At 73.9% G+C, this 25,342-nt stretch carries 21 protein-coding genes; 17 read left to right on the top strand and 4 right to left on the bottom strand.

What is annotated here, in order from left to right:
• Nucleotides 1-63 precede the first annotated feature (63 nt).
• The 7 genes from J3R08_RS21270 (at nucleotide 64) to J3R08_RS21240 (ending at nucleotide 7,071) form a co-directional block, all read left to right on the top strand.
• Nucleotides 64-1,167, top strand: a complete 1,104-nt coding sequence (locus tag J3R08_RS21270) for a MoxR family ATPase (protein WP_043329721.1) — start codon at nucleotides 64-66, stop codon at nucleotides 1,165-1,167.
• A complete protein-coding gene (locus J3R08_RS21265) occupies nucleotides 1,146-2,099 on the top strand; it encodes a DUF58 domain-containing protein (protein WP_069087712.1) in 954 nt (317 codons plus the stop codon). The genes J3R08_RS21270 and J3R08_RS21265 overlap by 22 nt, the downstream gene beginning before the upstream one ends.
• On the top strand, nucleotides 2,096-3,046 hold the full coding sequence (locus tag J3R08_RS21260; protein ID WP_064445352.1) for a VWA domain-containing protein: 951 nt from the start codon (nucleotides 2,096-2,098) through the stop codon (nucleotides 3,044-3,046). The genes J3R08_RS21265 and J3R08_RS21260 overlap by 4 nt, the downstream gene beginning before the upstream one ends.
• Nucleotides 3,047-3,595: 549 nt before the next feature.
• Nucleotides 3,596-4,300: a beta-ketoacyl-ACP reductase gene (fabG, locus tag J3R08_RS21255; protein WP_043329724.1), complete on the top strand. Its 705-nt coding sequence runs from the start codon at nucleotides 3,596-3,598 to the stop codon at nucleotides 4,298-4,300.
• 23 nt (nucleotides 4,301-4,323) lie between these two features.
• Nucleotides 4,324-5,091: an enoyl-ACP reductase FabI gene (gene fabI, locus J3R08_RS21250; RefSeq protein ID WP_043329725.1), complete on the top strand. Its 768-nt coding sequence runs from the start codon at nucleotides 4,324-4,326 to the stop codon at nucleotides 5,089-5,091.
• A gap of 135 nt (nucleotides 5,092-5,226) precedes the next feature.
• Nucleotides 5,227-6,258 carry a ferrochelatase gene (locus J3R08_RS21245; protein ID WP_064445353.1) on the top strand — a complete coding sequence of 344 codons (1,032 nt, stop codon included), beginning with the start codon at nucleotides 5,227-5,229 and terminating at the stop codon, nucleotides 6,256-6,258.
• A 33-nt stretch (nucleotides 6,259-6,291) separates the two neighbouring features.
• Nucleotides 6,292-7,071 (top strand): HAD-IIA family hydrolase, encoded by a 780-nt coding sequence (locus J3R08_RS21240; RefSeq protein WP_043329726.1) that lies wholly within the window; start codon nucleotides 6,292-6,294, stop codon nucleotides 7,069-7,071.
• A 9-nt stretch (nucleotides 7,072-7,080) separates the two neighbouring features.
• Here the strand turns inward: J3R08_RS21240 and J3R08_RS21235 are convergent, their stop codons facing one another.
• Nucleotides 7,081-7,875 (bottom strand): hypothetical protein, encoded by a 795-nt coding sequence (locus J3R08_RS21235; protein WP_030504270.1) that lies wholly within the window; start codon nucleotides 7,873-7,875, stop codon nucleotides 7,081-7,083.
• Between the two features lie 161 nt (nucleotides 7,876-8,036).
• On the opposite strand from J3R08_RS21235, the gene J3R08_RS21230 reads away from it, so the two are divergent.
• Nucleotides 8,037-8,849, top strand: coding sequence for a DUF3097 domain-containing protein (locus tag J3R08_RS21230; RefSeq protein ID WP_064445354.1), 813 nt, complete (start codon nucleotides 8,037-8,039; stop codon nucleotides 8,847-8,849).
• A 397-nt stretch (nucleotides 8,850-9,246) separates the two neighbouring features.
• Here J3R08_RS21230 and J3R08_RS21225 read toward each other — a convergent pair whose 3' ends face one another.
• Nucleotides 9,247-10,557, bottom strand: a complete 1,311-nt coding sequence (locus tag J3R08_RS21225) for a serine hydrolase (protein WP_209962596.1) — start codon at nucleotides 10,555-10,557, stop codon at nucleotides 9,247-9,249.
• A gap of 98 nt (nucleotides 10,558-10,655) precedes the next feature.
• On the opposite strand from J3R08_RS21225, the gene J3R08_RS21220 reads away from it, so the two are divergent.
• From J3R08_RS21220 to J3R08_RS21205, 4 genes are all read left to right on the top strand, one after another.
• Nucleotides 10,656-11,129, top strand: coding sequence for an NfeD family protein (locus J3R08_RS21220; RefSeq protein ID WP_209962594.1), 474 nt, complete (start codon nucleotides 10,656-10,658; stop codon nucleotides 11,127-11,129).
• A 5-nt stretch (nucleotides 11,130-11,134) separates the two neighbouring features.
• Complete coding sequence (locus tag J3R08_RS21215) at nucleotides 11,135-12,241, top strand: SPFH domain-containing protein (RefSeq protein ID WP_069087716.1); 1,107 nt, start codon at nucleotides 11,135-11,137, stop codon at nucleotides 12,239-12,241.
• A gap of 129 nt (nucleotides 12,242-12,370) precedes the next feature.
• On the top strand, nucleotides 12,371-13,174 hold the full coding sequence (locus tag J3R08_RS21210) for a hypothetical protein (RefSeq protein ID WP_174535182.1): 804 nt from the start codon (nucleotides 12,371-12,373) through the stop codon (nucleotides 13,172-13,174).
• A gap of 91 nt (nucleotides 13,175-13,265) precedes the next feature.
• On the top strand, nucleotides 13,266-15,467 hold the full coding sequence (locus J3R08_RS21205) for a transglycosylase domain-containing protein (RefSeq protein WP_245254781.1): 2,202 nt from the start codon (nucleotides 13,266-13,268) through the stop codon (nucleotides 15,465-15,467).
• A 45-nt stretch (nucleotides 15,468-15,512) separates the two neighbouring features.
• Here the strand turns inward: J3R08_RS21205 and J3R08_RS21200 are convergent, their stop codons facing one another.
• Nucleotides 15,513-15,887 (bottom strand): hypothetical protein, encoded by a 375-nt coding sequence (locus J3R08_RS21200; RefSeq protein WP_280841855.1) that lies wholly within the window; start codon nucleotides 15,885-15,887, stop codon nucleotides 15,513-15,515.
• A 330-nt stretch (nucleotides 15,888-16,217) separates the two neighbouring features.
• Between J3R08_RS21200 and J3R08_RS21195 the strand changes: the two genes are divergently transcribed.
• The 4 genes from J3R08_RS21195 (at nucleotide 16,218) to J3R08_RS21180 (ending at nucleotide 22,579) form a co-directional block, all read left to right on the top strand.
• Entirely contained in the window at nucleotides 16,218-17,315 is a 1,098-nt protein-coding gene (locus tag J3R08_RS21195; RefSeq protein WP_209962590.1) for a TOMM precursor leader peptide-binding protein, read from the top strand.
• Nucleotides 17,316-17,325: 10 nt separating this feature from the next.
• Complete coding sequence (locus J3R08_RS21190; RefSeq protein WP_209962587.1) at nucleotides 17,326-18,633, top strand: hypothetical protein; 1,308 nt, start codon at nucleotides 17,326-17,328, stop codon at nucleotides 18,631-18,633.
• A 162-nt stretch (nucleotides 18,634-18,795) separates the two neighbouring features.
• Complete coding sequence (locus tag J3R08_RS21185; protein WP_209962585.1) at nucleotides 18,796-21,912, top strand: BTAD domain-containing putative transcriptional regulator; 3,117 nt, start codon at nucleotides 18,796-18,798, stop codon at nucleotides 21,910-21,912.
• Between the two features lie 106 nt (nucleotides 21,913-22,018).
• Nucleotides 22,019-22,579 (top strand): dihydrofolate reductase family protein, encoded by a 561-nt coding sequence (locus tag J3R08_RS21180; RefSeq protein ID WP_209962584.1) that lies wholly within the window; start codon nucleotides 22,019-22,021, stop codon nucleotides 22,577-22,579.
• Nucleotides 22,580-22,583: 4 nt separating this feature from the next.
• Here the strand turns inward: J3R08_RS21180 and J3R08_RS21175 are convergent, their stop codons facing one another.
• A complete protein-coding gene (locus J3R08_RS21175; protein ID WP_209962582.1) occupies nucleotides 22,584-24,416 on the bottom strand; it encodes a thiamine pyrophosphate-requiring protein in 1,833 nt (610 codons plus the stop codon).
• A 66-nt stretch (nucleotides 24,417-24,482) separates the two neighbouring features.
• Between J3R08_RS21175 and J3R08_RS21170 the strand changes: the two genes are divergently transcribed.
• On the top strand, nucleotides 24,483-25,331 hold the full coding sequence (locus J3R08_RS21170) for an RNA methyltransferase (RefSeq protein WP_280841854.1): 849 nt from the start codon (nucleotides 24,483-24,485) through the stop codon (nucleotides 25,329-25,331).
• Nucleotides 25,332-25,342: the final 11 nt, after the last annotated feature.

Raw genomic sequence — 25,342 nt, 5'->3', positions numbered from 1 at the left:
CAGCGAGGCATGACAGTCTTGATACGCACCACGCCGCGACGACGACCCTGCTGTGGAGGACCGGTGGCCCAGCCGACCACACCCGACGTGCCGAACCCGACCGAGGCGCCGCCGGACGCCCCGCCCCCGGCGGCCACCACCCCGGCGCAGGACGCCACGCTGCTGGAGCGGGCGCTGTTCGAGACCAAGCGGGTGATCGTCGGCCAGGACCGGATGGTCGAGCGGATGTTCGTCGCGCTGCTGGCCCGGGGGCACTGCCTGCTGGAGGGCGTACCGGGCGTGGCCAAGACGCTCGCCGTGGAGACGCTGGCCCGGGTCGTCGGCGGATCGTTCGCCCGGGTCCAGTTCACGCCGGACCTGGTGCCCGCCGACATCATGGGCACCCGGATCTACCGGCAGTCCAGCGAGAAGTTCGACGTCGAGCTGGGTCCGGTCTTCGTCAACTTCCTGCTCGCCGACGAGATCAACCGCGCGCCGGCCAAGGTGCAGTCGGCGCTGCTGGAGGTGATGAGCGAGCGGCAGGTCTCCATCGGTGGCGAGAGTCACCGGGTGCCGGACCCGTTCCTGGTGATGGCCACCCAGAACCCGATCGAGCAGGAGGGCGTCTACCCGCTGCCGGAGGCGCAGCGGGACCGCTTCCTCATGAAGATCGTCGTGGGCTACCCGACCGACGCCGAGGAACGCGAGATCGTCTACCGGATGGGCGTCGCCCCGCCGGAGCCGGCCCGGGTGTTCGACACCCCCGACCTGATCGCCCTGCAGCGCAAGGCCGACCAGGTCTTCGTGCACAACGCGCTCGTCGACTACGCGGTCCGGCTGGTGCTCGCCACCCGGGCGCCGGCCGAGCACGGCATGCCCGACGTCGCCCAGCTCATCCAGTACGGCGCCAGCCCGCGCGCCTCGCTCGGCCTGGTCCGGGCCACCCGCGCGCTGGCGCTGCTGCGCGGGCGCGACTACGCGCTGCCGCAGGACGTGCAGGACATCGCGCCGGACATCCTGCGACACCGGCTGGTGCTCAGCTACGACGCGCTCGCCGACGACGTGCCGGCCGACCACATCGTGCACCGGGTGATGTCGACCATCCCGCTGCCCGCTGTCGCGCCCCGTCAGCAGGCCGCGCCGCCGCCGGCGGTGCCGCACAACGGATGGCCCGGGCAGCGGCCGTGACCCCGCCCACCCGGCTCGCCACCGGCGACCGTTCCGGAGCCGTGCTGGCCCGGCTCCAGCTCATGGTCACCCGCAAGCTGGACGGGCTGCTCCAGGGCGACTACGCCGGGCTGCTGCCCGGCCCGGGCAGCGAGGCGGGGGAGTCCCGGGAGTACCGGCCCGGCGACGACGTGCGCCGGATGGACTGGCCGGTCACCGCCCGCACCACCATGCCGCACGTGCGGCGTACGGTCGCCGACCGCGAGCTGGAGACCTGGCTGGCTGTGGACATGTCGGCCAGCCTGGACTTCGGCACCGGGCGGTGGCTCAAGCGGGACGTGGCGGTCGCCGCCGTCGCCGCGCTGGCCCACCTCACCGTGCGGGGCGGCAACCGGATCGGCGCCGTCGTCGGCACCGGCGGGGCCGGTGGGCCGGGCAAGCTGCTGCGGCTGCCCGCCCGCGCCGGCCGCAAGGAGGCCCAGGGGCTGCTGCGGGCGGTGGCCGGCGCCGAGATCCGGCCCGGTCGCAGCGACCTCGGCGCGCTCGTCGACATGCTCAACCGGCCGCCCCGGCGGCGCGGCGTGGCGGTGGTCATCTCCGACTTCCTCGCGCCGCCGCAGCAGTGGGGCCGGCCGCTGCGTAAGCTGCGGGTCCGCCACGACGTGCTGGCCGTGGAGGTGGTCGACCCGCGGGAACTGGAACTGCCCGACGTGGGGGTGCTGCCGGTGGTCGACCCGGAGAGCGGCGAGCTGCACGAGGTGCAGACCGCCGACCCGGGCCTGCGCCGCCGGTACGCCGAGGCGGCGGCCGCCCAGCGCGGGGCGATCGCCGCCGAGCTGCGCGCCGCGGGCGCGGCCCACCTGCGCCTGCGTACCGACCGAGACTGGCTGCTGGACATGGTGCGTTTCGTCGCCGCGCAGCGGCACGCCCGCACCCGAGGGACGACTCGATGATCCGTTTTCTGCAACCGTGGTGGCTGCTGGCCGTGCTGCCGGTGCTCGCCCTCGCCGCCGCGTACGTCTGGCGGCAACTGCACCGCCGGCAGTACGCGCTGCGGTTCACAAACGTCGACCTGCTGCGTACCGTCGCGCCCAAGGGACTGGGCTGGCGGCGGCACGTGGCGGCCACCGCGTTCCTACTCTGCCTGCTGGTGCTGGCGACCGGGCTGGCCCGCCCGGCGATCGACACCCGCGAGCCGCTGGAGCGGGCCACCGTCATGCTCGCCATCGACGTGTCGCTGTCGATGCAGGCCGACGACGTGTCGCCGAACCGCCTGGAGGCGGCGCAGGAGGCGGCCAAGCAGTTCGTCGGCGAGCTGCCGGAGAGCTACAACCTGGGGCTCGTGTCGTTCGCGAAGTCCGCGAACGTGCTGGTGCCGCCGACCAAGGACCGGGCGGCGGTGAACACCGCCATCGACGGGCTGGTGCTGGCCGAGGCGACAGCCACCGGCGAGGCGGTCTTCACCTGCCTGGAGGCGATCCGCTCGGTGCCGGCCGACGGCGCCGCCGGCATCCCGCCGGCCCGGATCGTGCTGCTGTCCGACGGCTACCGGACCTCCGGCCGGTCGGTGGAGGAGGCCGCCGCGGCGGCGCAGGCGGCGAACGTGCCGGTGTCCACCATCGCGTTCGGCACCGACTCGGGCCAGGTCGACATCGGCGGGCAGCTCCAGCGGGTGCCGGTGGACCGCACCGCGCTGTCCCAGCTCGCGGAGACCACCCAGGGCTTCTTCTACGAGGCCGCGTCGGCCAGCGAGCTGAAGCAGGTCTACCAGGACATGGGCAGCTCGATCGGCTACCGGACCGAGCCGCGCGAGATCACCCAGTGGTACGCGGGCGTCGCCCTGCTGCTGGCGCTGTGCGCGGGCGGGCTGAGTCTGCTCTGGACGTCCCGGCTGGTCTGAGCCGGGCCCGGCCGGCGGTGGTCAGTGACCGCCGCCGGCCAGCACGAACAGGACCGCCACCCAGACGGCGGCGAGGGTGAAACCCAGGGGGGCGACGTAACGGCTCATGGGTGTGCTCCGTGGCGACAGTCGGCCCGGTGCGGGCCGTGGGGGGTCGGGGCGTACGCGCACGAAGTCGTGACCGGGTGCTCCGCCGCGCGGCAGGGCCGCCCCGGCGTGGGCGCCGGAGAGCGGATGCGGTGCGGAGGGCGGGAAGCGGGTCAGCCGCGTCGACCGAGCCGTGGCTCAGCGGGGCTGACGGTGGGCCCGGCCACGACTGGGAGGATCGCTATCTCGCACAGCGATCACCTCCTACGGTCGGCGGGGCCTGGAACGCGGGCGCAGACCGGCCCGCAGACCCGGTGATCGTACACCGGTGTGTGCGGGTGTCGCGCGCGCGGCCGCCGACCCCGGCGGCGCCGGCGTGTGACCTGCTCGGGTTAGCGCTTACCTACCGGTAACCCCTAGGCTCCGACCGGACCGAGAGATCACTGGAGCAGAGGGGGATCCGTGGCCCGTACGGTGCTGGTGACCGGCGGCAACCGGGGGATCGGCCTGGCCATCGCGCAGGCCTTCGCCAAGCAGGGCGACCGGGTGGCCGTCACGTACCGGAGCGGCGAGGCCCCGGAGGGCCTGTTCGGGGTGCGGTGTGACGTGACCGACGCCGAGTCGGTCGACGCCGCGTTCACCGCGGTCGAGGCCGAGCTGGGCCCGGTGGAGGTGCTCGTCGCCAACGCCGGCATCACCGACGACACGCTGCTCATGCGGATGTCCGAGGAACAGTTCACCCGCGTGCTCGACACCAACCTGAGCGGCTCGTTCCGGGTCGCCAAGCGGGCCTCGACGAAGATGCTCCGGAACCGGTGGGGCCGGATGATCTTCATCTCCTCGGTGGTCGGCCTCTTCGGTGGCGCGGGCCAGGTCAACTACGCGGCCAGCAAGGCCGGCCTGGTCGGTGTGGCCCGCTCGATCACCCGCGAGCTGGGCAGCCGCAACATCACCGCGAACGTGGTGGCGCCCGGCTTCATCGACACCGACATGACCGCCGGGCTGCCCGAGGAACGCAAGGCGGAGCTGCGCAAGGCGATCCCGGCCGGGCGGATGGCCACCCCGGACGAGGTCGCGGGCGTCGTCACCTGGCTCGCCTCGGACGCGGCCGGCTACGTCACCGGCGCCGTCATCCCGGTCGACGGCGGCCTCGGCATGGGTCACTGAGCAGAGCACGGAGGAGACACGCAATGTCCGGACTTCTCGCCGGTAAGCGACTGCTGGTCACCGGCGTCATCACCGACGCCTCGATCGCCTTCTCGGTGGCGAAACTCGCCCAGGAGAACGGCGCCCAGGTCGTGCTCACCGGCTACGGCCGGCTCTCCCTGGTGGAGCGGATCGCCAAGCGGCTGCCCGAACCCGCGCCGGTGATCGAGCTGGACGTCACCAGCGAGGAGCACCTGGCCGGCCTGGCCGACAAGGTACGCGAGCACGTCGACGGCCTGGACGGGGTGGTGCACTCGATCGGGTTCGCCCCGCAGAGCTGCCTCGGCGGCGGCTTCCTCGACGCCCCGTGGGCGGACGTGGCCACCGCGCTCCAGGTCTCCACCTACTCGTACAAGTCCCTGGCCATGGCCGCGCTGCCGCTGATGTCCTCCGGCGGCGCCGTGGTGGGCCTCACCTTCGACGCCACCAAGGCGTGGCCGGTCTACGACTGGATGGGCGTGGCCAAGGCCGGGCTGGAGTCCGCCTCCCGCTACCTGGCGCTGCACCTGGGCAAGCAGGGCATCCGCAGCAACCTGGTCGCGGCCGGCCCGCTGCGCACCATCGCCGCCAAGTCCATCCCCGGCTTCGACCAGTTCGAGGACGCCTGGACCGAGCGGGCCCCGCTGGGCTGGAGCCTCACCGACCAGGAGCCGGCCGCCCGGGCCTGCCTGGCGCTGCTGTCGGACTGGTTCCCGGCCACCACCGGCGAGATCGTCCACGTCGACGGCGGCTACCACGCCATCGGCGCCTGAGATGTAAGGAAGGGCCCCTTCTTAACGCCTCGCGCATAGGAAGGGGCCCTTCTTAACACCCCATGCCCGGGTGGTCACCGCGCCGACCAGGGGGCGTCGCCACACCGTCACGGCGGGCGAGGAAGAATGGACCCCATGGCGTACGACGCGTTGGTGCTGGTCTCCTTCGGCGGCCCGGAGCGGCCCGAGGACGTTCTCCCGTTCCTGCAGAACGTCACCCGGGGGCGGGGGGTGCCGCCGGAGCGGCTGGCCGAGGTCGCCGAGCACTACCTGCACTTCGGCGGGGTGTCGCCGATCAACCAGCAGTGCCGTGACCTGCTCGCGGCGATCCGCGCGGACTTCGCCGCCAACGGCGTCGACCTGCCGGTCTACTGGGGCAACCGCAACTGGGACCCGATGCTCGCCGACACGGTGGCGCGGATGCGCGACGACGGGATCACCCGGGCGCTGGCGTTCGTCACCAGCGCGTACGGCGGCTACTCCTCCTGCCGGCAGTACCAGGAGGACATCGCCTCGGCCCGCGCCGCGGTCGGCCCGGACGCCCCGCTGATCGAGAAGCTGCGCCAGTTCTGGGACCACCCCGGCTTCATCGAGCCGCACGCCGACGCGGTCCGCGCCGCGCTCGCCCAGCTCGACCCCGCGAAGCGGGACAGCACCCGGCTGGTCTTCACCGCGCACTCGGTCCCGATGTCGGCGGCCGCCAGCGCCGGCCCGCACGGCGGCCGGTACACCGCCCAGCTCGAGGAGGTCGCCCGGCTGGTGCACGCCGCGGCCGCGCCGGACCTCGCGTACGACCTGGTCTGGCAGAGCCGGTCCGGCCCGCCGCAGGTGCCGTGGCTGGAGCCGGACGTCAACGACCATCTGGCCACGCTGCCCGAGCAGGGCGTGACGAGCGTCGTGGTCAGCCCGATCGGCTTCGTCTCCGACCACCTGGAGGTGGTGTGGGACCTGGACACCGAGGCGCTGGAGACGGCCAAGCAGCTCGGCCTGGACTTCGTCCGCGCCGGCACCCCGGGCGTCGACCCGCGGTTCGTCGCGATGGTCCGCGAGCTGGTGCTGGAACGCACCGCCCCGGACGGCGAGCGGCTGCGCCGCCGGCTCGGCGAACTGCCGGCCTGGGACACCTGCCCGGCGTTGTGCTGCGTACCCCCGGCCCGCCGGCCCTGAGCCCGACCCGACGACACCCCTGGGGACGACACGATGCTTGACCGCAAGCCGGTGCAGAGCTGGCTCACCGACATGGACGGCGTGCTGGTGCACGAGGGACAGCCGGTGCCGGGCGCGCCGGAGTTCGTCAAGAAGCTGCGTGCCTCCGGCAAGCCGTTCCTGGTGCTGACGAACAACTCCATCTACACCCCGCGTGACCTCCAGGCCCGGCTGGCCCGGATGGGGCTGGACGTGCCGGAGGAGGCGATCTGGTCGTCCGCCCTGGCCACCGCCCAGTTCCTGGCCGACCAGCGGCCGGGCGGGACCGCGTACGTCATCGGTGAGGCCGGGCTGACCACGGCGCTGCACGCGGTGGGGTACGTGCTCAGCGACTTCGCCCCGGACTACGTGGTGCTGGGGGAGACGCGCACCTACAGCTTCGAGGCGATAACCAAGGCGATCCGGCTGATCAACGACGGCGCCCGGTTCATCTGCACCAACCCGGACGCCACCGGCCCGTCGATGGAGGGCGCGCTGCCGGCGGCCGGTTCGGTGGCGGCGATGATCTCCAAGGCGACGGGCGTCGACCCGTACTTCGTCGGCAAGCCCAACCCGATGATGATGCGCTCGGCGCTGAACACGATCGACGCCCACTCCGAGTCGACCGCGATGATCGGCGACCGGATGGACACCGACATCCTGTGCGGCCTGGAGGCCGGCCTGGAGACGATCCTGGTGCTCACCGGCATCAGCAGCCGGGCCGAGGCCGAGCGGTACCCGTACCGTCCGTCGCGGATCGTCGACTCGGTGGCCGACCTGATCGACGAGGTCTGAGCCGGGGTTCTACAGCCGCAGCGGCGCGTTGCAGGCGGCCACCAGGGCCTGCCGGCAGGCGGTGGTCAGCGGCCGCAGCGCCGCGTCGCGCTGCTGCGCCTCGTAGGTGTTCACCGCGCCGCCGGGCGCGCTCTCCCCGGCCAGCGCCAGCACCCGATCGAGTACGGCGGCGCGCGCGAACAGCCGGCGGGCCCGCGGGTCGAAGCCGGGCGGCAGGTCGGTGCCTCCGTCCGGGCGGCGCAACGCGGCGAGCGCACCGGCCAGCTCGGGCCGCCACTGCGCGACGTCGAGGCGGGTCAGCGTGGCTGTCGTCTCGGCGAGCACCGCGGAGAGTTCGGCCTCGGCCTCCGCCGCGCCGGGCGTGGACAGGGACGCCTTCGGCGCGTCCGCCGGCAGCGGGTGGACCCGCCAGAGCACTGTCTCCCAGGTCATCCCCGACCCGGAGGTGTGCGTGCGGACCTCCGGCACCAACCCCATGCCGCTGGCCACCACCGCCTCGCCGGCCACCAGCGCCGCCCCGGCGAACGCGCCCGGGCCGGGCAGGCCGCGCGGGTCGCCCGGCGCGGGCAGCACCAGGCGGATGTCGTCCGGGGAGTGCTTGGCCAGGCTGGGCAGCGCCTCCCGCAGGGACACGTCGGTCCAGGTGCCGGGTGCGTCGGCGACCAGGTGCTCCTCGTCGCCGGCGACCGCGTCGGCCACCTCGTCGAACGGCACCAGGCCGGCTCGCCAGGCACGCACCCAGGCGACGAACCGGCTCGACCGGCGCGGAGCCAGTGTGGCCGCGCCCGCTGCGGGGGAGGACATGCCGAAAGGGTACGTGCTCCGCGCCGCTGCTGTCTCGGCTGCCGCTCCGGTGGCGCGACCTGCCCCCAACTAACCCCTTCGCACCGTTTCGTGCCGACGGATGACGCCCCGGTCGGCGCGTCGGCGAGCGACACGCCGAGGTCGTGGCTAGCGTCTCCGGCATGGCGGGGCGATACGACGGCGACGTGCTGGCCGGCGACTGGCGGCGACGGAAGGTGACCCCCGAGGTCGACGCCGAGCCGGACCTGGTGGTCGAGGACGCCGACTCCGGGTTCTGCGGCGCGGTGGTCGGCTTCGACACCGGCGCGGTGGTGCTGGAGGACCGGCACGGGCGACGGCGAAACTTCCCGCTGCTGCCCGCCGCGTTCCTGCTCGACGGCCGGCCGGTCACGCTGCGGCGGCCGGCCCGCGCCCCGGTGCCTGCCGCGCGCCGCCGTACCGCGTCCGGCTCGATAGCTGTGGACGGCGTACGGGCGCAGGTCGCCAAGGCCAGCCGGATCTGGGTCGAGGGCGTGCACGACGCCGCGCTGGTCGAGCGGATCTGGGGCGACGACCTGCGCATCGAAGGCGTCGTGGTGGAACCGCTGGACGGCATCGACGCGCTCGCCGACGAGGTACGCGCGTTCGCGCCCGGCCCCGGCCGCCGCCTCGGCGTACTGGTCGACCACCTGGTGCCCGGCTCGAAGGAGAGCCGGATCGTCGCCCGGGTCAACTCGCCGCACGTGCTGGTCACCGGGCACCCGTACGTCGACGTGTGGCAGGCGGTACGCCCGGCGGCCCTGGGCATCGCGGCCTGGCCGGTGGTGCCGCCGGGGCAGCCCTGGAAGGAGGGCGTCTGCGCGGCGCTCGGGGTGGCCGAGCCGGCTGACATGTGGCGGCACATCCTGTCCCGGGTGGACAGTTTCGCCGACGTGGAGACGCCGCTGATCAACGCGATGGAGCGGTTGATCGACTTCGTCACCGAGCCTGTCTGAGAGGTCGGTTGCGGTTGAGGGCCGGGGGCGACCGTGCCCGGCTCCGGGCGGTCAGGCTTGATCCCTGCGCCGGTCACGGTCGCCCCCGGCCCCGCCGTGCGCCAGCTCCGCCCGCACCCGCACCCGCACCCGCCCCCGCCCCGGCCCCTCGCGCCCCCGGCCCCCCGCGCCCCGCCCGCCCCCGCCAGGGTGATCAAGGAGTTTGCGGGTGAATTGGAGATCAACGCGGACGCGAACTCCTTGATCACGGGGGTGGGCGGTGCGGGTGTGCGTCGATCATGGAGTTGTGGTCCCCGCGGATCGGGCATAGCGGGGCGAAATGAGGGCCACAAGTGCAAGATCGGCGGGGCGGGGGTGGGGAGGGGCGGGCAGGGGTGGGGCGGGGCGGGGGCGGGAGTTACGGGAGCTCGTCGGGGGTTCGGGTCAGGACGAAGGTGGCTATGTCCAGGGCTGCCGGGGTGCCTGATTCGTCGCGGATCACCGTCAGGATCTCGCCGTCCTGGGAGCCTGCGCGGCCCCGCCACCGGTCCGGTCCCTCGGGGGTGAAGCGCAGCAGCGGTCTGCCGACCTGGCCGCCGACCAGGTCACCGGCGGCGTCGACGCGGAACTCGTACTCGCCGCCCATCCACCACCAGCGCCCGGTCAGCGCGGCGACCTCGGCGGCGGGCGGGTCGGCCGGGCGCCAGGGGGCGGGCGCGGCCGGTTCGGCGTCCAGCACCAGTGTGAGCGCCTCCCGGCCGAGCGCGCCGATGTGGTGGCCGCGCAGCCCGTACGAGTTGGCGAAGTTGACCACGGCGGTTCGGGTGGGCCGGTGCACGGCCAGGCCGGCGACGTACCCGGGCATGGATCCGCCGTGCCCGACGTACACCCGGTCGCCGACCCGGTAGAGCTCGATGCCGAGGCCGTGCCCGCCGGTCCACGAGTCGAGGTCGTTGATGACCATGGGGGCGCACATCTCGGTGAGCGTGGCGGGGGAGAGCAGCGCCGGGTCCGGGTCGGCCAGGAACGTGGCCCAGCGGCCCAGGTCCTCGACCGTCGACCAGAGCTGGCCGGCCGGCGCCATCGCCGCGGTGTCGGTGCGCGGCTCCTCCCGCAGCGTCTCGTGCCAGGGGTGGACGACGTAGCCGCGGGCGTACGGCTCGGTGGGGTGGTACGTGGTGCGGCGCATGCCCAGCGGGGCCAGCAGCCGCTCGGTCAGCAGCTCCGCCCAGGGCGTGCCGGTGATCCGTTCCAGCGCGGCGCCGAGCAGCCCGTACGCCAGGTTCGAGTAGTGGTAGACGAAGTGCGGCGGGTAGGCGATCTTGTCCGGGGTCAGCCCGGCGAGCAGGGTGTCCAGGTCCGTGCCCCCGACCCGCTCCCACCAGTCGCCGTCCGGCTCGCGTTGCAGGCCGCTGACGTGGCCGAGGAGCTGGCGCACCGTCACCGAGCCGACCGGGGTGCCGGGCAGGTGGGCGTCCAGCGGGTCGTCCAGTGACAGCCGGCCGGCGTCGCGCTGCTGCATCACCAGCACCGCGGTCATCGTCTTGGTGATCGAGCCGATCCGGTACTGCAGGTCGGCGTCGGGGCGGGGCGTCTCACCGGCGACGGCGAGGTGCGCCAGCCGGCCGTCGCGGACCACGCCGAGGGCGAGGGAGGGGCCCCGCCCCTCGGCCTGGGCCCGGGCGACCAGCAGGTCCACCTGACGCGCGGTCTCGGGCAGCAGGGGCATCTCGTCCTCCTCGTCGGCGGTGGGCGCGGTACGCCGAGCCGAGCCTAGCGATCATGACAGTTCGATGACACGTGCGTTGACGTGTCAGGATTGTTCTCGTGGACGCCGTGTTCTGGATCGTTCTGGGTGTGGTATTGGCGGTCGCCGAGATCTTTACGACGACGCTCTTCCTGATCATGTTCGGGGTCGGGGCGTTCGCCGCGGCCGGCGCTGCGGCGCTCGGCGCGCCGGTGGCGCTGCAGGCGGTGATCTTCGCGGTGGTGTCGGCGTTGTCGGTGGCGGTGGTCCGTCCGGTGGTCCGGCGGCACGCGCGGCCGGCGATCGAGACCGGGGAGCGGCCGTTCGGGGTGGAGGCGCTGGAGGGGGCCACCGCTGTGGTCCTGGAGCCGGTCGACTCCGAGCGCGGGATGATCAAGATCGATGGTGAGCTGTGGACGGCCCGCTCGTACGACGCGACGCGCTCGTACGCCGAGGGTGAGCGGGTGCAGGTGATCAAGGTCCGGGGCGCTACCGCCCTGGTATGGCAGGACGACATTTCCACCCCGGGCGAGCTGCCCGAAGCGAAAAGGTGAACGGTATGGAGTTTCTGGCGATCCTGATGATCGCGGTGGCGTTGATCGGTGTGGTGACGCTGTTCAAGGCGGTGCGGATCGTGCCGCAGCAGCGGCAGGACGTGGTGGAGCGGCTGGGCCGGTACAAGCGCACGCTGAACCCGGGCCTGAACCTGCTGGTGCCGTTCGTCGACGCGGTACGCACCAAGGTCGACATGCGTGAGCAGGTGGTCAGCTTCCCGCCCCAGCCGGTGATCACCTCCGACAACCTGGTCGTCTCGATCGACACGGTCCTCTACTTCAAGGTGGTCGACTCGGTTCGCGCCACCTACGAGATCTCCAACTTCCTCCAGGCCATCGAGCAGCTCACCGTCACCACGCTGCGTAACGTGATCGGCTCGCTGGACCTGGAGCGCGCGCTGACCAGCCGCGAGGAGATCAACCGGCACCTGTCCGGCGTGCTGGACGAGACCACCGGCCGCTGGGGCATCAAGGTGACCCGGGTCGAGATCAAGGCGATCGAGCCGCCGCCGAGCATCCGCGACTCGATGGAGAAGCAGATGCGCGCCGAGCGGGACCGCCGCGCCGCGATCCTCAACGCCGAGGGCCACAAGCAGTCGCAGATCCTCACCGCCGAGGGTGAGAAGCAGGCCGCGGTGCTGCGCGCCGACGGTGACCGGCAGGCCCGGATCCTCCAGGCGGAGGGCCAGGCCAAGGCGATCCGTACCGTCTTCGACGCGATCCACACCGCCAACCCGAGCCAGAAGGTGCTGGCCTACCAGTACCTCCAGGCGCTGCCGCAGATCGCCAACGGCACTGCCAACAAGGTCTGGATCGTCCCGACCGAGCTGACCAAGGCCCTGGAGGGCATGGGCGGCGCGCTGGGCGGGCTGGCCAACATGGCCGGCGACGTGCCGTCGCCGGAGGCCGCCCGCAGCGCCGGCGAGGTCGAGCGGGAGGCCGCCGAGGCCGCCCAGGCCGCGGCTGTCGCGGCCCAGGAGATCCACAACGAGGTACGGGTGGCCGAGGCGCAGGCCACCGGCGGCAACACCCCGCAGGGCCTGCCCGCGCCGGAGCCGGTGTCGCCGGCCAGCCTGGTGAACGACCCGGCGGACCAGCGCGAGCGGGGCTGACCGGCAAATCCGAGAAGTCCTCATACGGCGCTCCGGCGACTGCCACCATCGGTCTTGAGGACGGGTGGTGAGCAGGGCCGGAGCGCCGTTGCGTGTCCCGGGCCACCCGCGGCGCGAACGAGGTGACGCATGAAGGACCCGGCGAACCGGCTGTTCTCCCGTACCCCGGTCCCCGGCGCGCACGACCCCGCCGGGCCGATCGGCTCCCGGCGTACCGGAGGGGGGTTCGGGGTCCTGCCGTTCGTCTCCGAGCCCGGCCCCGGCGCGCCCGCCACCGACGCGACCTGGGCCTGGTCGATCCGCCGGTTCGCCCGCGCGGCGGTCTGGCTGCTGCCGGCGTACGCGGTGCTCTACGGCCTGGTGGCGATGGCCAGCGACGGCGGGGTGGGCAACGACCCGTACCCGGCCGACGGCCGGCCGCTCTACCTGGTCGGCTGGGTCGCCTCGGTGTGGCTGGGGCTGCTCGCCCTGCTCGCGCTCACCGGCCTGCTCGCGGCCACCCGCTGCCGCCGCGTCGCGCTGGCCGGGCTGCTCGCCAGCATCGGCGGGATGGTGCTGATGCTCCCGTTCGCCGGGCTGGCCGAGCAGACGCCGGTGTTCGGCGTGACCGCGCGCGGCATCGTGCTGTTCGGCGCGACGCTCTACAGCGCGGGCTGGTTCCTGACCGGCTGGTCGGTGGCCCGGTCCGGGATGTTCTCCTACGGCGACGGGACCATGCTGATGATCGCCGCCCCGCTGCTCGGCCTGGGCGGCGCGCTGATCGGCTCGCTCCAGACGTTCGGCGCGATCTTCGTGCTGGTCTCCGGCATCGGCATCGGCTACCGCAGCGGCCGCCTGGTGCCCGAGGCGATCGCCCGGGATGCGGCAGCCGCCAGCGTCGCCGCCGCTCCGGTGCCGCCCGCGTCACCGAAGGGCCCACTCGGTGCCGGTTGACCGGTTCTTCAGCTGGGCGGTCGCCGTGAAGTAACTGACAGTTGCCTGGCGAGGTGGCCGGTAGGCGGCTTTCGTGGCAATCCTTGCCTTCATGCCGTCACCCAGGTCGCCGCTGTCGCGGCTGTTCACCGTGCTGCTGGCCGGCCTGCTCGCCGGGCTCGTCCTCGCGGTCGCCGCGCTTCCCGCCGGACTGCTCGGCGGGTTCGCCGCCCGGGCGGCGCTCGGCGCGTACGCGGACCTGCCCGACGCGCTGCGCACCCCGGCGCAGCCACAGCGCTCCTACCTCTACGCCAACGACGGCAAGACGCTGATCACCACGTTCTACGACGTGAACCGCACCGACGTGTCGCTGGACGAGATCGCCCCGGTGATGCGGCAGGCGATCATCGCGGCCGAGGACCGGCGGTTCTACTCACACGGCGGCGCGGACCTGCGCGGCATCGCCCGCGCGCTGGTGGCGAACGTCTCCGGCGGCGGCACCGAGCAGGGCGGCTCCACGCTGACCATGCAGTACGTCCGCAACGTGCTCAAGACCGACCCGAACCGCACGCCGGCGGAGCGGCAGGCCGCCACCGAGCAGACCGTCGGGCGCAAGCTCCAGGAGATCCGGTACGCGAACGCGCTGGAACAGTCGCTGTCCAAGGACGAGATCCTCAACCGCTACCTGAACATCGCGTACTTCGGCTCCGGCGCGTACGGCGTCGCCGCCGCCGGCCAGCGCTACTTCGGCAAGGCGCCGGCTGACCTGACGCTGGGCGAGGCGGCGCTGCTCGCGGGTCTGGTCCAGTCGCCGGAGGCGTACAGCCCGATCGACGGCGACCTGGACCAGGCGCTGGCCCGCCGGGCGTACGTGCTGGACGCGATGGCCGAGACCGGCGCGATCACCGCCCAGCAGGCCGCCGCGGCGAAGGCGCAGGCGCCCACGCTGCGCCCGACCGCCCAGCCCAACGGCTGCACCGCCACCGCCCAGGGTCACGACGACTGGGGCTTCTTCTGCGACTACCTGCGCCGGTGGTGGCTCACCCAGCCCGCGTTCGGCAGCACCCCCGAGGAGCGCGAGCAGGCGCTGCGCCGCGGCGGCTACCGGGTCGTCACCACGCTGGATGCGAAGATCCAGGAGACCGCGCAGGAGCAGGCCACCAAGGTCTACGGGTACGGCAACAAGCGCGCGCTGCCGATCGCGGCGGTCGAGCCCGGCACCGGCCGGGTGCTCGCCATGGCGGTGAACCGGCACTACAGCCTCGACGCCAACCCGGACGGGCAGGCCAACCACCCGAACACGGTCAACCCGCTGATCTCCGGCGGCGCCAGCGTCGACGGCTACCAGGCCGGCTCGACGTTCAAGATGTTCACCATGCTGGCCGCGCTGGAGGCCGGCAAACCGCTGTCCACCGGCTTCGACGCCCCGAGCCGCCTGCCCACCCGGTACGCCTCCGACGACGAGGGCAACTGCGACGGCACCTGGTGCCCGGCGAACGCCAACCCGCAGTGGATGGACGGCTACCGGATGATGTGGGACGGCTTCGGCCGCTCCGTCAACACGTACTTCGTCTGGCTGGCCGAGCAGGTCGGCGAGGACAAGGTGGTGGAGATGGCGCAGCGCCTCGGCATCACCTTCCGGGCCGACTCCGACGCCACGTTCGCCCGCGACCACGCCGCCGACTGGGGCGCGTTCACGCTCGGCGTGGCCGCCACCACCCCGCTCGACCTGGCGAACGCGTACGCGACGGTGGCCGCCGAGGGCACGTACTGCACGCCGCTGCCGGTGGTCTCGGTGACCACGCCCGACGGCGGGACCGTCGACGTGGGGCAACCGGAGTGCAAGCGGGTCCTCGACCCGGACGTGGCCCGGGCCGCCACCGACGCGGCCCGCTGCCCGGTCGGCCAGCAGTCGGCGTTCGGGCAGTGCAACGGTGGCACCGCCACCGCCGTCGACGGGATCGTCGGCCGCCCGGTCGCCGGCAAGACCGGCAGCTCGGAGCGGAACGCCACGGAGACGTTCGTCGGGTACACCCCGCAGGTCGCCGTGGCCGGCATCGCCGCCAACCCGGACGACGTCACCGACCTGGTCGGCTCCGCCGTGCAGGCGAAGGTGATCGACGCGGTCGCGCGGACCATCAGGACAGCGGTCACCGGCGAGCCGGTGGCCGACTTCACCGCGCCGAGCCGGGCGCTGGTCGGCGACCCGCAGCGTCCGCAGCCGCCCCGGCGGACCGAGCCGGACCGCCGCGAGCAGCGCGAGGACCGCGAGCTGCCCTCCGACGTGCTGCGCTGGCTGCGCGACCGCGGGTAAGGAAGGGCCCCTTCTTAACGCCTCCGGTAGTAAAGGGGCCCCTTCTTAACGCCGCCCCCGGCGCGCGGCCACCCGCCGTCTCCGGTCGCCCCGGGCCGCCTTGATCACGTCCTGGCACCAGGTCCACCGGTCCAGCACCACCACCCGGCCGGTCAGGCGGGCCACCGCCACGGTCCGGGCCATCGCCGCCGCGCGCACGGTTGCCTCCAGCGCCGGATGGACGGTACGGCCGAACAGCGCCAACCCGTCGGCCCGGCCGAGCGCCCGGGCCAGCCGGTTCCACAGTGGCCTCCCACCGGCGTTCTCGAAGTACCGCGCCCGGACACCTCGCCGGCGCAGCCGCTCGGCCAGCGCCTCGGCCTGGGTGGTCCTGCCGGAGCCGTCGACGCCGAGCAACGCGATCATCACAGGTCGGGCCACGCACCCGGATGGTGGCGGCGATCATCAACGGCCGCTGATGATCGACTTGTGATCGACCGGTGACGCCGGGCGACAGGCTTGGGCTCGCCTTCCGGCACCACGGAAGGCGTACCCGAATCGAGGAGGCGTCCATGGAGAAGGCCACGATCGAGCAGGCCGGCAAGAAGAAGCTCTCGCTGAAGGTCCGCAAGCTGGAGCGGCTGGAGACCACCGTCATCCGCGAGAGCAACGGCGCCTGATCCGCGCCGGCACCCCGGCCGCCGCCACCTACCGCGGCGGCCGGGGTGCCGCTTCCCGTCTTCCGCCGAGCGTTAGTGAGGTTGCGGTCCCATGCTCAAGCCGCGCGTCAAGAGTGTCCACGAGCCCTACACGCTGCCGGGGAACCGGCTGATCATCGGTCTGATGCAGTACGGCGTCGCGTCGGAGATCCAGGACGACGAGGACGGCACGATCGCCCGCATCCTGACGTTGCTGGACGGCACCCGGTACGTGTGGGAGGTCTGCGCGGACCTCGCCGAGACGCACCCGGGCATCGACGAGGGCAGCGTCCGCGATGTGGTGGACCAGCTCATCGCGCAGGGCTTCGTCGAGGACGCGGCGGCCCCGCTGCCCGACGGGTTCACCGCGGAGGCCGCGCAGCGCTACGACCGGGCCCGGCACTTCTACGCCTGGATCGACACCCAGCCCCGCAGCTCGCCCTTCGAGGTGCAGGCGCGCATCGGGCGGGCGCGGGTCTCCGTACTCGGTCTCGGCGGCACCGGCACGGCGGTCGCGGCTGGACTCGTCGCCAGCGGCGTCGGCGGCCTGCACTGCGCCGACTTCGACGTGATCGACCAGCCGAACCTGACCCGCCAGCTGCTCTACACCGAGAGCGACCTCGGCCAGCCGAAGGTGAAGGTCGCCGTGGACCGGCTGCGGGCGATGAACTCGCACGTCGACGTCACCGGGGAGGAGTGCCGGGTCCGCTCCGCCGACGACCTGGTGCCGCTGATGAACGGGCGGGACGCCTTCGTCCTCTGCGCGGACCGGCCCGTCGACCAGATCCAGGACTGGACGAACGAGGCGGCGCTGCGTACCGGCACGCCGTGGTTCATGGCGCTCTACACCGGGCCGATGACGGTCGTCGGCTCGTTCCTCCCGGGCCGCACCGGGTGCTACACCTGCCTGCGGCGGCGGCCGGACAAGCACGAGATCCAGACCGACGGCACGCCGCTGCGCGGCGGGGAACGACCGAACGCGGTGATCGCCGCCACCGCGAACGTGACCGGTCACCTCTGCGCGCTGGAGGTGCTCTACCACCTCGGCGGGCTGCCCCAGCAGGTCGCCGGCCGGGTCTTCCACCAGAACGCCGCGCGCTGGGACCACCACTACTTCATCGACGTGCCGCGGGACCCGGACTGCCCCTCGTGCGGTCCGCGCGGCGCGTGAGGACCGGGCGATGACGACCACCGAGGTCGAGGCGGCGCCGGATCTGGGCGCCGCGACGCGGGTACGGTTCCACCCGCTGCGGATCCGGCCGTCCGACGACGACCCGGACTCGGTGGTGGTGGGCCGGCCGGAGGTCGGCGAGTTCGTGGAACTGCCCGCGATCGGCGTCCGCGCCGTCGAGCTGCTCGACGGCGGAGCGCCGATCGGCGTGGCCGAGGAACGGATCGCCGCCGACCACGACGTGGACCTCGACCTCGTGGACCTGGTGCTCGCGCTGCGGGAGGCGGGCCTGGTGGCCGAGGTCGACGGCCGGCCCACCGGCGACGCCCGCCGCGAGGACCGGCCGCACCTGCCCTGGCTGCGGGCCCGGCACGTGCGCTGGCTGTTCGGCCCCGCGGCGAAGGTGGCCTACGTCGCGCTGGTCGCGGCGACGCTGGCCACAGTGGTACGCCGTCCCGAGCTGCTGCCGTCGTACCGGGACTTCTTCTGGACCGGCTACGTCGGTCTCGCCGTGCTCGTGAACACCGTGCTGTTCTCCGGGACGGCGGTGCTGCATGAGTTCAGTCACCTGGTGGCGGCCCGTTCGCTGGACGCGCCGGCCCGGATCCGGTTCGCCACCCGGCTGCACCATCTGGTCCTGGAGACCGACGTGACGGCCATCTGGTCGGTGCCGCGCCGCCACCGGTACCGCGTCTATCTCAGCGGCCTGCTCTGGGATTCCGCCGTGGTGTGCGCCGCGCTGCTGGTGATGGCGTACGCCCGGCCGCATCCGCTGGTCGGCGGCCTGCTGTCCGCCGTCGTTCTGGTGATCGTCATGTCGATGGCGCTGCAACTGCACGTCTACATGCGTACCGACTGCTACTTCGTCCTGCTGGACCTGCTGCGGTGCCGCAACCTGTTCCAGGACGGCTTCGCGTACGCCCGGCACCTGCTGCGCCGAGGTCTGCACGCGGCGCTTCCCGGCCGGGTGACGCCGTCGGCCGGGGACCCCACCGCCGTCCTGCCGCCGCACGAGCGGCGCGCGGTACGGATCTACGCGCTGGCGGTGGTGGCGGGCAGCGCTGTCGCGTTGTCCAGCTTCGTCCTGTTCGGAATCCCGATCGTCGCGCACGGCGCGATCCAGGCCGGCTCGGCCGTGCTGGCCGGCGCGACCGGCGGAAGCCTGCTCGCGGCCGTGGACGGCGCGCTCGTCCTGCTCGTCGAGGGCACGCTCCAGGCGATGTTCCTGGTCACGTTCTACCGCCGTCACTCCCGGCGGCGCCGGGCGCGGGCCACGTCCGGTCAAGCGCCGCACGCCGCGCCGGACCCGATCGGCTGACCACCGACGACGACCGGACACAGTGGTGTGTCCCCCCGGTCACCGCTGGTACGCGTCACCCCCTGGCCTCGCGCGAACTCGTCTAGGGTGGGGCCAGAGGGCGATCTTGACGTGGTCGCCCGGGTCCGCGCGCTTCGGGGGGAGCGAATGGTGCCGGCGGTCATGTTTCGGCTGCTCGGCCCGGTCGAGGTGTGCCTCGACGATCGGACGGTCCGCGTCGGTGGCCCGCGCAGTCAGGCCATGCTCGCCGCGTTGCTGCTGGAAGCCAACCGGATCGTCCCGGTGTCCCGTCTCATGGACGCGGCCTGGGGCGGCCATCCGCCGGCGAGCGCGGACGTCCAGGTCCGCAACCGGGTCGCGGCGGCGCGACGGGCGCTGCGCGCCGCCGGTCTGCCCGGCGACGTGATCGGCACCCACGGCTCCGGATATCTGCTCACCGTCGCCGAGGGTCAACTCGACCTGGACGTCTTCGAGGAACGGGTACGCCGGGCGGAAGGGCTCCTCGACCGGGGCGGCGCCCCGGAGGAGGCGGTGTCCGGGCTGCGCGAGGCGCTGGCGATGTGGCGCGGTCCGGCGCTCGACGGCCTGCGTACGCCGGCGCTCACCGCGGCGGCGCAGCGTCTCGACGAACGGCGGATGACAGTGGTCGAGCGCTGCCTCGGCCTGGAGCTGGGCCTCGGCCGGTACGACAGCGTGATCGGCCGGCTCACCGAGCTGGTCGAGGCGTACCCGTGGCGGGAGTCGCTCGTGGGTCAGCTCATGCGGGCCCTCTACCTGGCGGACCGGCAGGGCGAGGCGCTGGACCGGTTCGACCAGTTGCGCCGCCGCCTGGCCGAGGAGCTCGGCATCGACCCCACGGCCCAGCTGATCCGGCTGCGCGACCTGATCCTGCGCAACGACCCCAGCCTCCGGCCGGCGCTCGACGCCGGGTCGGTCGTCGCGCCGCCGGACCACCCGCCCGCCGCCGGACCGCGCCCGGCCGCCGCCGCACAACACGGAGTCGCCGCACAACACGGAGCCGCCGCGCGACACGGTGCCGCCGGACCGGACGGGGCCGCACGCCCGCCGGTCCGGATGCTTCCGGCCGGCCTCACCGACTTCGTCGGCCGGGAGGAACAGATCGCGGCGGTCCTGGAGTGGCTTCCGGAGCGGCCGGCGGTCGCCGTGACGGCGATCAGCGGCCTGCCCGGCGTCGGCAAGACCACCCTCGCGGTCCGGATCGCCCATCAGCTCGGCCCGGCGTACCCCGGTCCGCACCTCTACGTCGACCTGAACGGGCACGACCATCCGGCGCCCCCGGTCGAGGTGCTCGGGCGGTTCCTGCGGGCGCTCGGCGTGCCCGGCGCCCAGATCCCGGCGGACCTGGAGGAACGCGCCGCGCTGTTCCGGGGCGCGATGGCCGAGCGGCCCGGAGTGGTGCTGCTGGACAACGCGGCCGACGCGGCGCAGGTGCGCCCCCTGCTGCCCGGGACGGACACCGTCGTGCTGGTCACGAGCCGGCGCGCGCTCGTCGACGTCGACGGCGCCCACCAGCTGCGGCTGGAGCCGCTGCCCGAGGCGGACGCGCTGCGGCTGCTGGCCGGCATCATCGGCCCGGACCGCGTCGCCGCCGAGCCCGGCTCCGCGTCGGACGTCGTCCACCACTGCGGGCTGCTGCCGCTGGCGGTGCGGATCGCGGGCGCCCGGCTGGCGATACCCGGCGTGCTGTCGCTGCGGCAGGCGGCGGCGCAGCTCGCCGAACTCTCGCACCGGCTGGACCATCTCGCCCGCGCCGACCGCAGCGTACGGGCGGCGTTCCACTCGGCGTACGTGGCGCTGGACGAGCCGGCCCGCCGGCTCCTGCGCCGGTTCGCCGTGCTGGACCTCGACCGGGCCCCTCCGTGGCTGCCCGCCGTCCTGCTCGACGACGAGGCGGGCGCGGCGAACGCGGTCACCGGTCTGGTCGAGGCCAACCTGGTCGAGGTGACCGGACCGGACGAGCTGGGCCAGGTCCGCTACCACCTGCACGATCTGGTCCGCGCGTTCGCCCGGGAGCGCGCCGCGCGGGAGGAGGGGCCGCGGGAGCGGCCGGAGGTGCTGCGGCGCGTCTTCGGCACCTGGCTGACGCTGACCGAGCAGGCCCGCGTGGCGCTGAGCCAGGAGGGCGGCGCCGTCATCGTCGCCGACCTGCCGAGGTCACCGGCGCCCACCGGCGAGCACCTGCACGACCCGAAACGCTGGTTCGGCGCCGAACGGGCCGCCCTGCTCGCCGGCATCGAGCAGGCCGCCGCGACGCCCGGCCTGGAGGACTACTCCTGGGCGCTGGCCTGGCACTGCGACTACTACCTGTTCGTCGACGCCCGGGTGGACGACCTGACCCGGGTCACCGAGATCGGGCTGGCGGCCGCCGAGCGCCGGCGGCACCCGGAGGGGATCGCCCGGCTCCGGCTCTGCGTGGCGTTCGCGGCCCTGCTACGCAGTGACCTGGAGGCCGCGCTCGGCTACGCGCGGGCCGCCGCGGCGGCGGCCGAGCCGCTCGCCCAGCCCTGGCTGCGGGCCGACATCGCCGGCGTCGAGAACCAGGTGTACGAAGGGCTGGGCGACCGTCCGGCGGCACGCGCCAGCCTGGTCCGCTCCATCGAGCTGTACCAGGAGGCCGGCGACGAGGTGGCCGCCGGACCGAAACTCGCCCGGCTGGGCGTCCTCCAGTTCCAGGAAGGCGACCCGGCAGCCGGGGAGACGCTCGCCCGGGCCGTCGCGCTGCTGCGGGCCGCCGGCACGCCCCGGCCGCTCGCGTTCGGACTGCGCGCGTCGGGCCGCTGGCACGACCACCGTGGCGCGGTGGACGAGGCCCGGGCGGCGTACCTGGAGGCCCTGGAACTGGTCCGGCGGCACGGTGACCGGCTCGGTGAGGTGGCGCTGCTCAGCGAGGTCGCCGCGATGCTCGCGGGGCACGGCCGGCTGGGCGAGGCGGCCGGATACGCCGACACCGCCCTGGAGCAGGCCCGCGAGATGCGGGTCGCCGCCTACCTGGCCTACGCCCGGTACGCGCAGGGACGGATCAGCCTGATGTCGGGCGACCCGGCGCGGGCGCGGGTCCTGCTCGAACAGGCGGCCGACGACCTGACGGCCAGCCCGCCGCTGCAGCTGGAGGCCCTGATGGACCTGGCTCGGGCGGTGGAGCGGCTGACCGGGGCCGAGGCGGCCCGGGACGTCTGGCGACGCGCCCACGAGGTGGCCGCCCGGATCGGGGCCACCGCCACGGCGGACGAGATCGAGCGGCGGCTGGCCGGACCGTAGCCTGGCCGGGAGTCGTCGGGGCCGGGTTGTCGGATCCGGGCGGACGGCTCCGACCCACCGGCGAGCGCACCCGACCGGGACGCGCCGCAACGCGGAGGAACACATCATGGGCACTGTCAGCTACGGGGTGCACACGTCCGTCGACGGCTTCATCGAGGGGCCGAACGGCGAGTTCGACTGGCCGGAGATGGGGGAGGAGCTGTCGGCGTACTCGATCGACCTGGCCGAGCGGGCCTCCGCCTTCGTCTACGGGCGGCGGGTGTGGGAGATGATGGCCGCCTACTGGCCGCAGGTCGAGTCGATCTCCGACCACCCGCACGACCTGGCGTTCGCGCCGATCTGGCGGCGTACCCCGAAGATCGTGGTCTCCCGCACGCTCGCCGAGGCTCCTTACGGCGCCGTGGTGGTCGGCGGCGGCGACCTGGCGAAGGAGTTCGCCGAGGTCCGCGAGCGGTTCCCCGGCGACCTGCTGGTCACCGGCGGCACCGGCGCGGCGACGGCGCTGGCCGCGCTGGGGCTCGTCGACACCTACGAGGTGATCGTGCACCCGGTGGTGCTCGGCGGCGGACGGCAGGTGCTGCCCGACCTGGCCCGCCAGCACCTGCGGCTGGTCGAGACGCGTCAGTTCGACGGGCGGTCGGTGCTGCTGCGCTACGCGCGGGCCTGACGCCTCAGCGGCCCCGGCGGCGGGGCCGGTACGTGGCGAGCGCGGCCGGTACGCCGCGGCGCACGATGCCGGCCCGGTCGCTGTCCCCGCGCAGCACCGCCGTGGCGGTCTTGCGGGCCTGCTCGGCGGTGAAGTGCGGCGGCAGCATCAGCTCGGCCGGGTCCACCACCGCGTTGACCACCACCGGCCGGTCCGCGTCGAGCACCCGCTGCCACAGGCCGTCCACCCGGTCGGGGGAGTCGACCAGCTCACCGCCGAGGCCCAGCACCTCCGCCCATTTGTGGTACGCCACGTCCGGCAGGTCCTGGCTGTCCGGGAACATCGGCGTGCCCTCGCTGGACCGCTGCTCCCAGCTGACGAACGCGAGGTCACGGTTGTTGAGCACGAGCACCACGAACCGGGGGTCGGCCCACTCCCGCCAGTACTTCGCCACAGTGATCAGCTCGTTGACGCCGTTCATCTGCATCGCGCCGTCGCCGAGCAGCGCGATCACCGGGCGGTCCGGGTGGGCGAACTTCGCCGCCAGCGCGTACGGCATGCCGCCGCCCATGGACAGCAGCGTGCCGGAGAGGCTCGCCAGCATGCCGGGGCGCACGCGCACGTGCCGGGCGTACCAGGCGGTGGCGGTGCCGCAGTCCACGGCGAGCACGGCGTCGTCCGGCAGCGCGTCGTCGAGCGAGGTGAACAGCGACTGCGGGTTCACCGGGTCGGCCGGCTGCGCGGCGACCTCGCGCTGCGCGGCCCGCCACTTGCCGGTGGCGTCGGCGATGGTGGCCCGCCAGGCGGTCGGGCCCGGCCCCGGGCCCAGCTCCCGGAGCAGGGCGCGCAGCGTCGGTCCGGCGTCGCCGGTCAGGTTCACCTCGGTCGGGTAGCGCAGCCCCATCCGGCTGCCGTCGATGTCGATCTGCACCGCCCGGGCCTGCCCCTCCGGCGGGTAGAACTCCGAGTACGGCATCTGGCTGCCGACGATCAGCAGCCGGTCGCACTCGCGCATGAGTTGCCAGCTGGGGCGGCTGCCGAGCAGGCCGATCGCGCCGGTCACCCAGGGCTGCCGGTGGTCGACGGCGGTGAAGCCGAGCAGCGCGGTGGCGACGCCGGCGCCGAGCCGGTCGGCGATCCGGCGTACCTCGTCCTCGGCGCCGAGCGCGCCCTGCCCGACCAGCATCGCCACCCGCTGGCCGCCGCGCAGCACCTCGGCCGCGCGGCGCACGTCGGCCTCCGGCGGCACTGTCGGCTCGCTGCTCGGCACCGCGCTGGTGTGGTAGTAGCCGTGCGCGTGCGGCGGGTGCGGCACCGCCGGCAGGTCCTGCACGTCGGAGGGAAGGACCAGGGCGGTCACGGTACGCCGGGCGAGCGCGGTGCGGCAGGCCCGGTCCACCAGGTGCCGGGCCTGCGACGGATCGTCGAGCTGGGCCAGGAAGGCCGACGCCACGTCCTTGTAGAGCGAGAGCAGGTCCACCTCCTGGTAGTAGCCGCCGCCCTCGGCGGGCAGCGCGGTGTGCCCGAGCAGCGCCACCACCGGCTGGTGGTCGAGCTTGGCGTCGTAGAGGCCGTTGAGGGCGTGGATCGCGCCCGGGCCGCTTGTCACCACCACGCAGCCGAGCGGGCCGCCGCCGTACTTGACGTGCGCGCCGGCCGCGAAACCGGCGGTCTCCTCGTGCCGGACCTGGATGAACCGGGCGCGTCCCTCGGCGCGTTGCAGCGCCGAGGTCATGCCGTTGATCCCGTCGCCCGGGTAGCCGTAGTAGCGATGTACGCCCCACTCGGCGAGCCGGGCCACCAGGTAGTCGGCGACTGTGGCGTCGCGGGGGAGGTTGCCGTCGTGATCCGCGCCCATCGTGGTCCCTCCGTCGCGTCGGCCTTCGGGCTCCGTTCCCCGCCCGGGGCGGCGGAAACCCGGCCCGTGCCGGGGCGCCCCCGGCGGGCCGGGCAGAATCGCGTGGTGCCCGTCCACGAGATCACCGACCCCGACGACGACCGGATCGCCGACTACCGCGCGCTCACCGACGTGGAGCTGCGTACCCGCTGGGAACCGCCGCACGGGCTGTTCATCGCCGAGGGGGAGCTGGTGCTGCGGCGGGCGCTGCGGGCCGGCTACCCGGCCCGGTCGTACCTGGTCGACGCCAAGCGCGTGGACCAGCTCGCCGATCTGGACACCGGTGACGCACCGGTGTACGCGGCCACGCCGGACGTGCTCCAGCGCGCCACCGGCTTCCACGTGCACCGGGGCGTGCTCGCGTCGTTCCACCGCAAGCCGCTGCGCTCGGCCGACGAGGTGCTGGCCGCCGCCCGGCGGGTGGTGATCCTGGAGGACGTCAACAACCACACGAACCTGGGCGCGATCTTCCGGGGCGCCGCAGCGCTCGGTGTCGACGCGGTGCTGCTGTCGCCGACCTGCGCCGATCCGCTCTACCGGCGCAGCGTACGGGTCAGCATGGGCGAGGTGTTCGCGGTGCCGTACGCGAAGCTCGAGCGCTGGCCCGGCGGGCTGGACCAGGTCCGCGCGGCCGGGTTCACCGTGCTCGCGATGACGCCCGCGCCTGATGCCGTACCGATGCAGCGGCTGACCCCGGCGCAGCGCGAGCGGGCGGCGTTGCTGCTCGGGGCGGAGGGGCCGGGACTGACCGCGGCGGCGCAGGCCGCCAGCGACGTGCGGGTGGTGATCCCGATGCGGCGCGGTGTGGACTCGCTGAACGTGGCCGCCGCGGCGGCGGTGGCGTTCTGGGAGCTGGGGCGGGACGACCCGCTCTGACGACCGGCTTG

The organism is Micromonospora sp. HB375, from assembly GCF_017872985.1.
GTDB lineage: Bacteria > Actinomycetota > Actinomycetes > Mycobacteriales > Micromonosporaceae > Micromonospora > Micromonospora chalcea.
The sequence above is the reverse complement of the archived record's forward strand: the minus strand, read 5'-3'. Positions and strand labels throughout refer to the sequence as shown.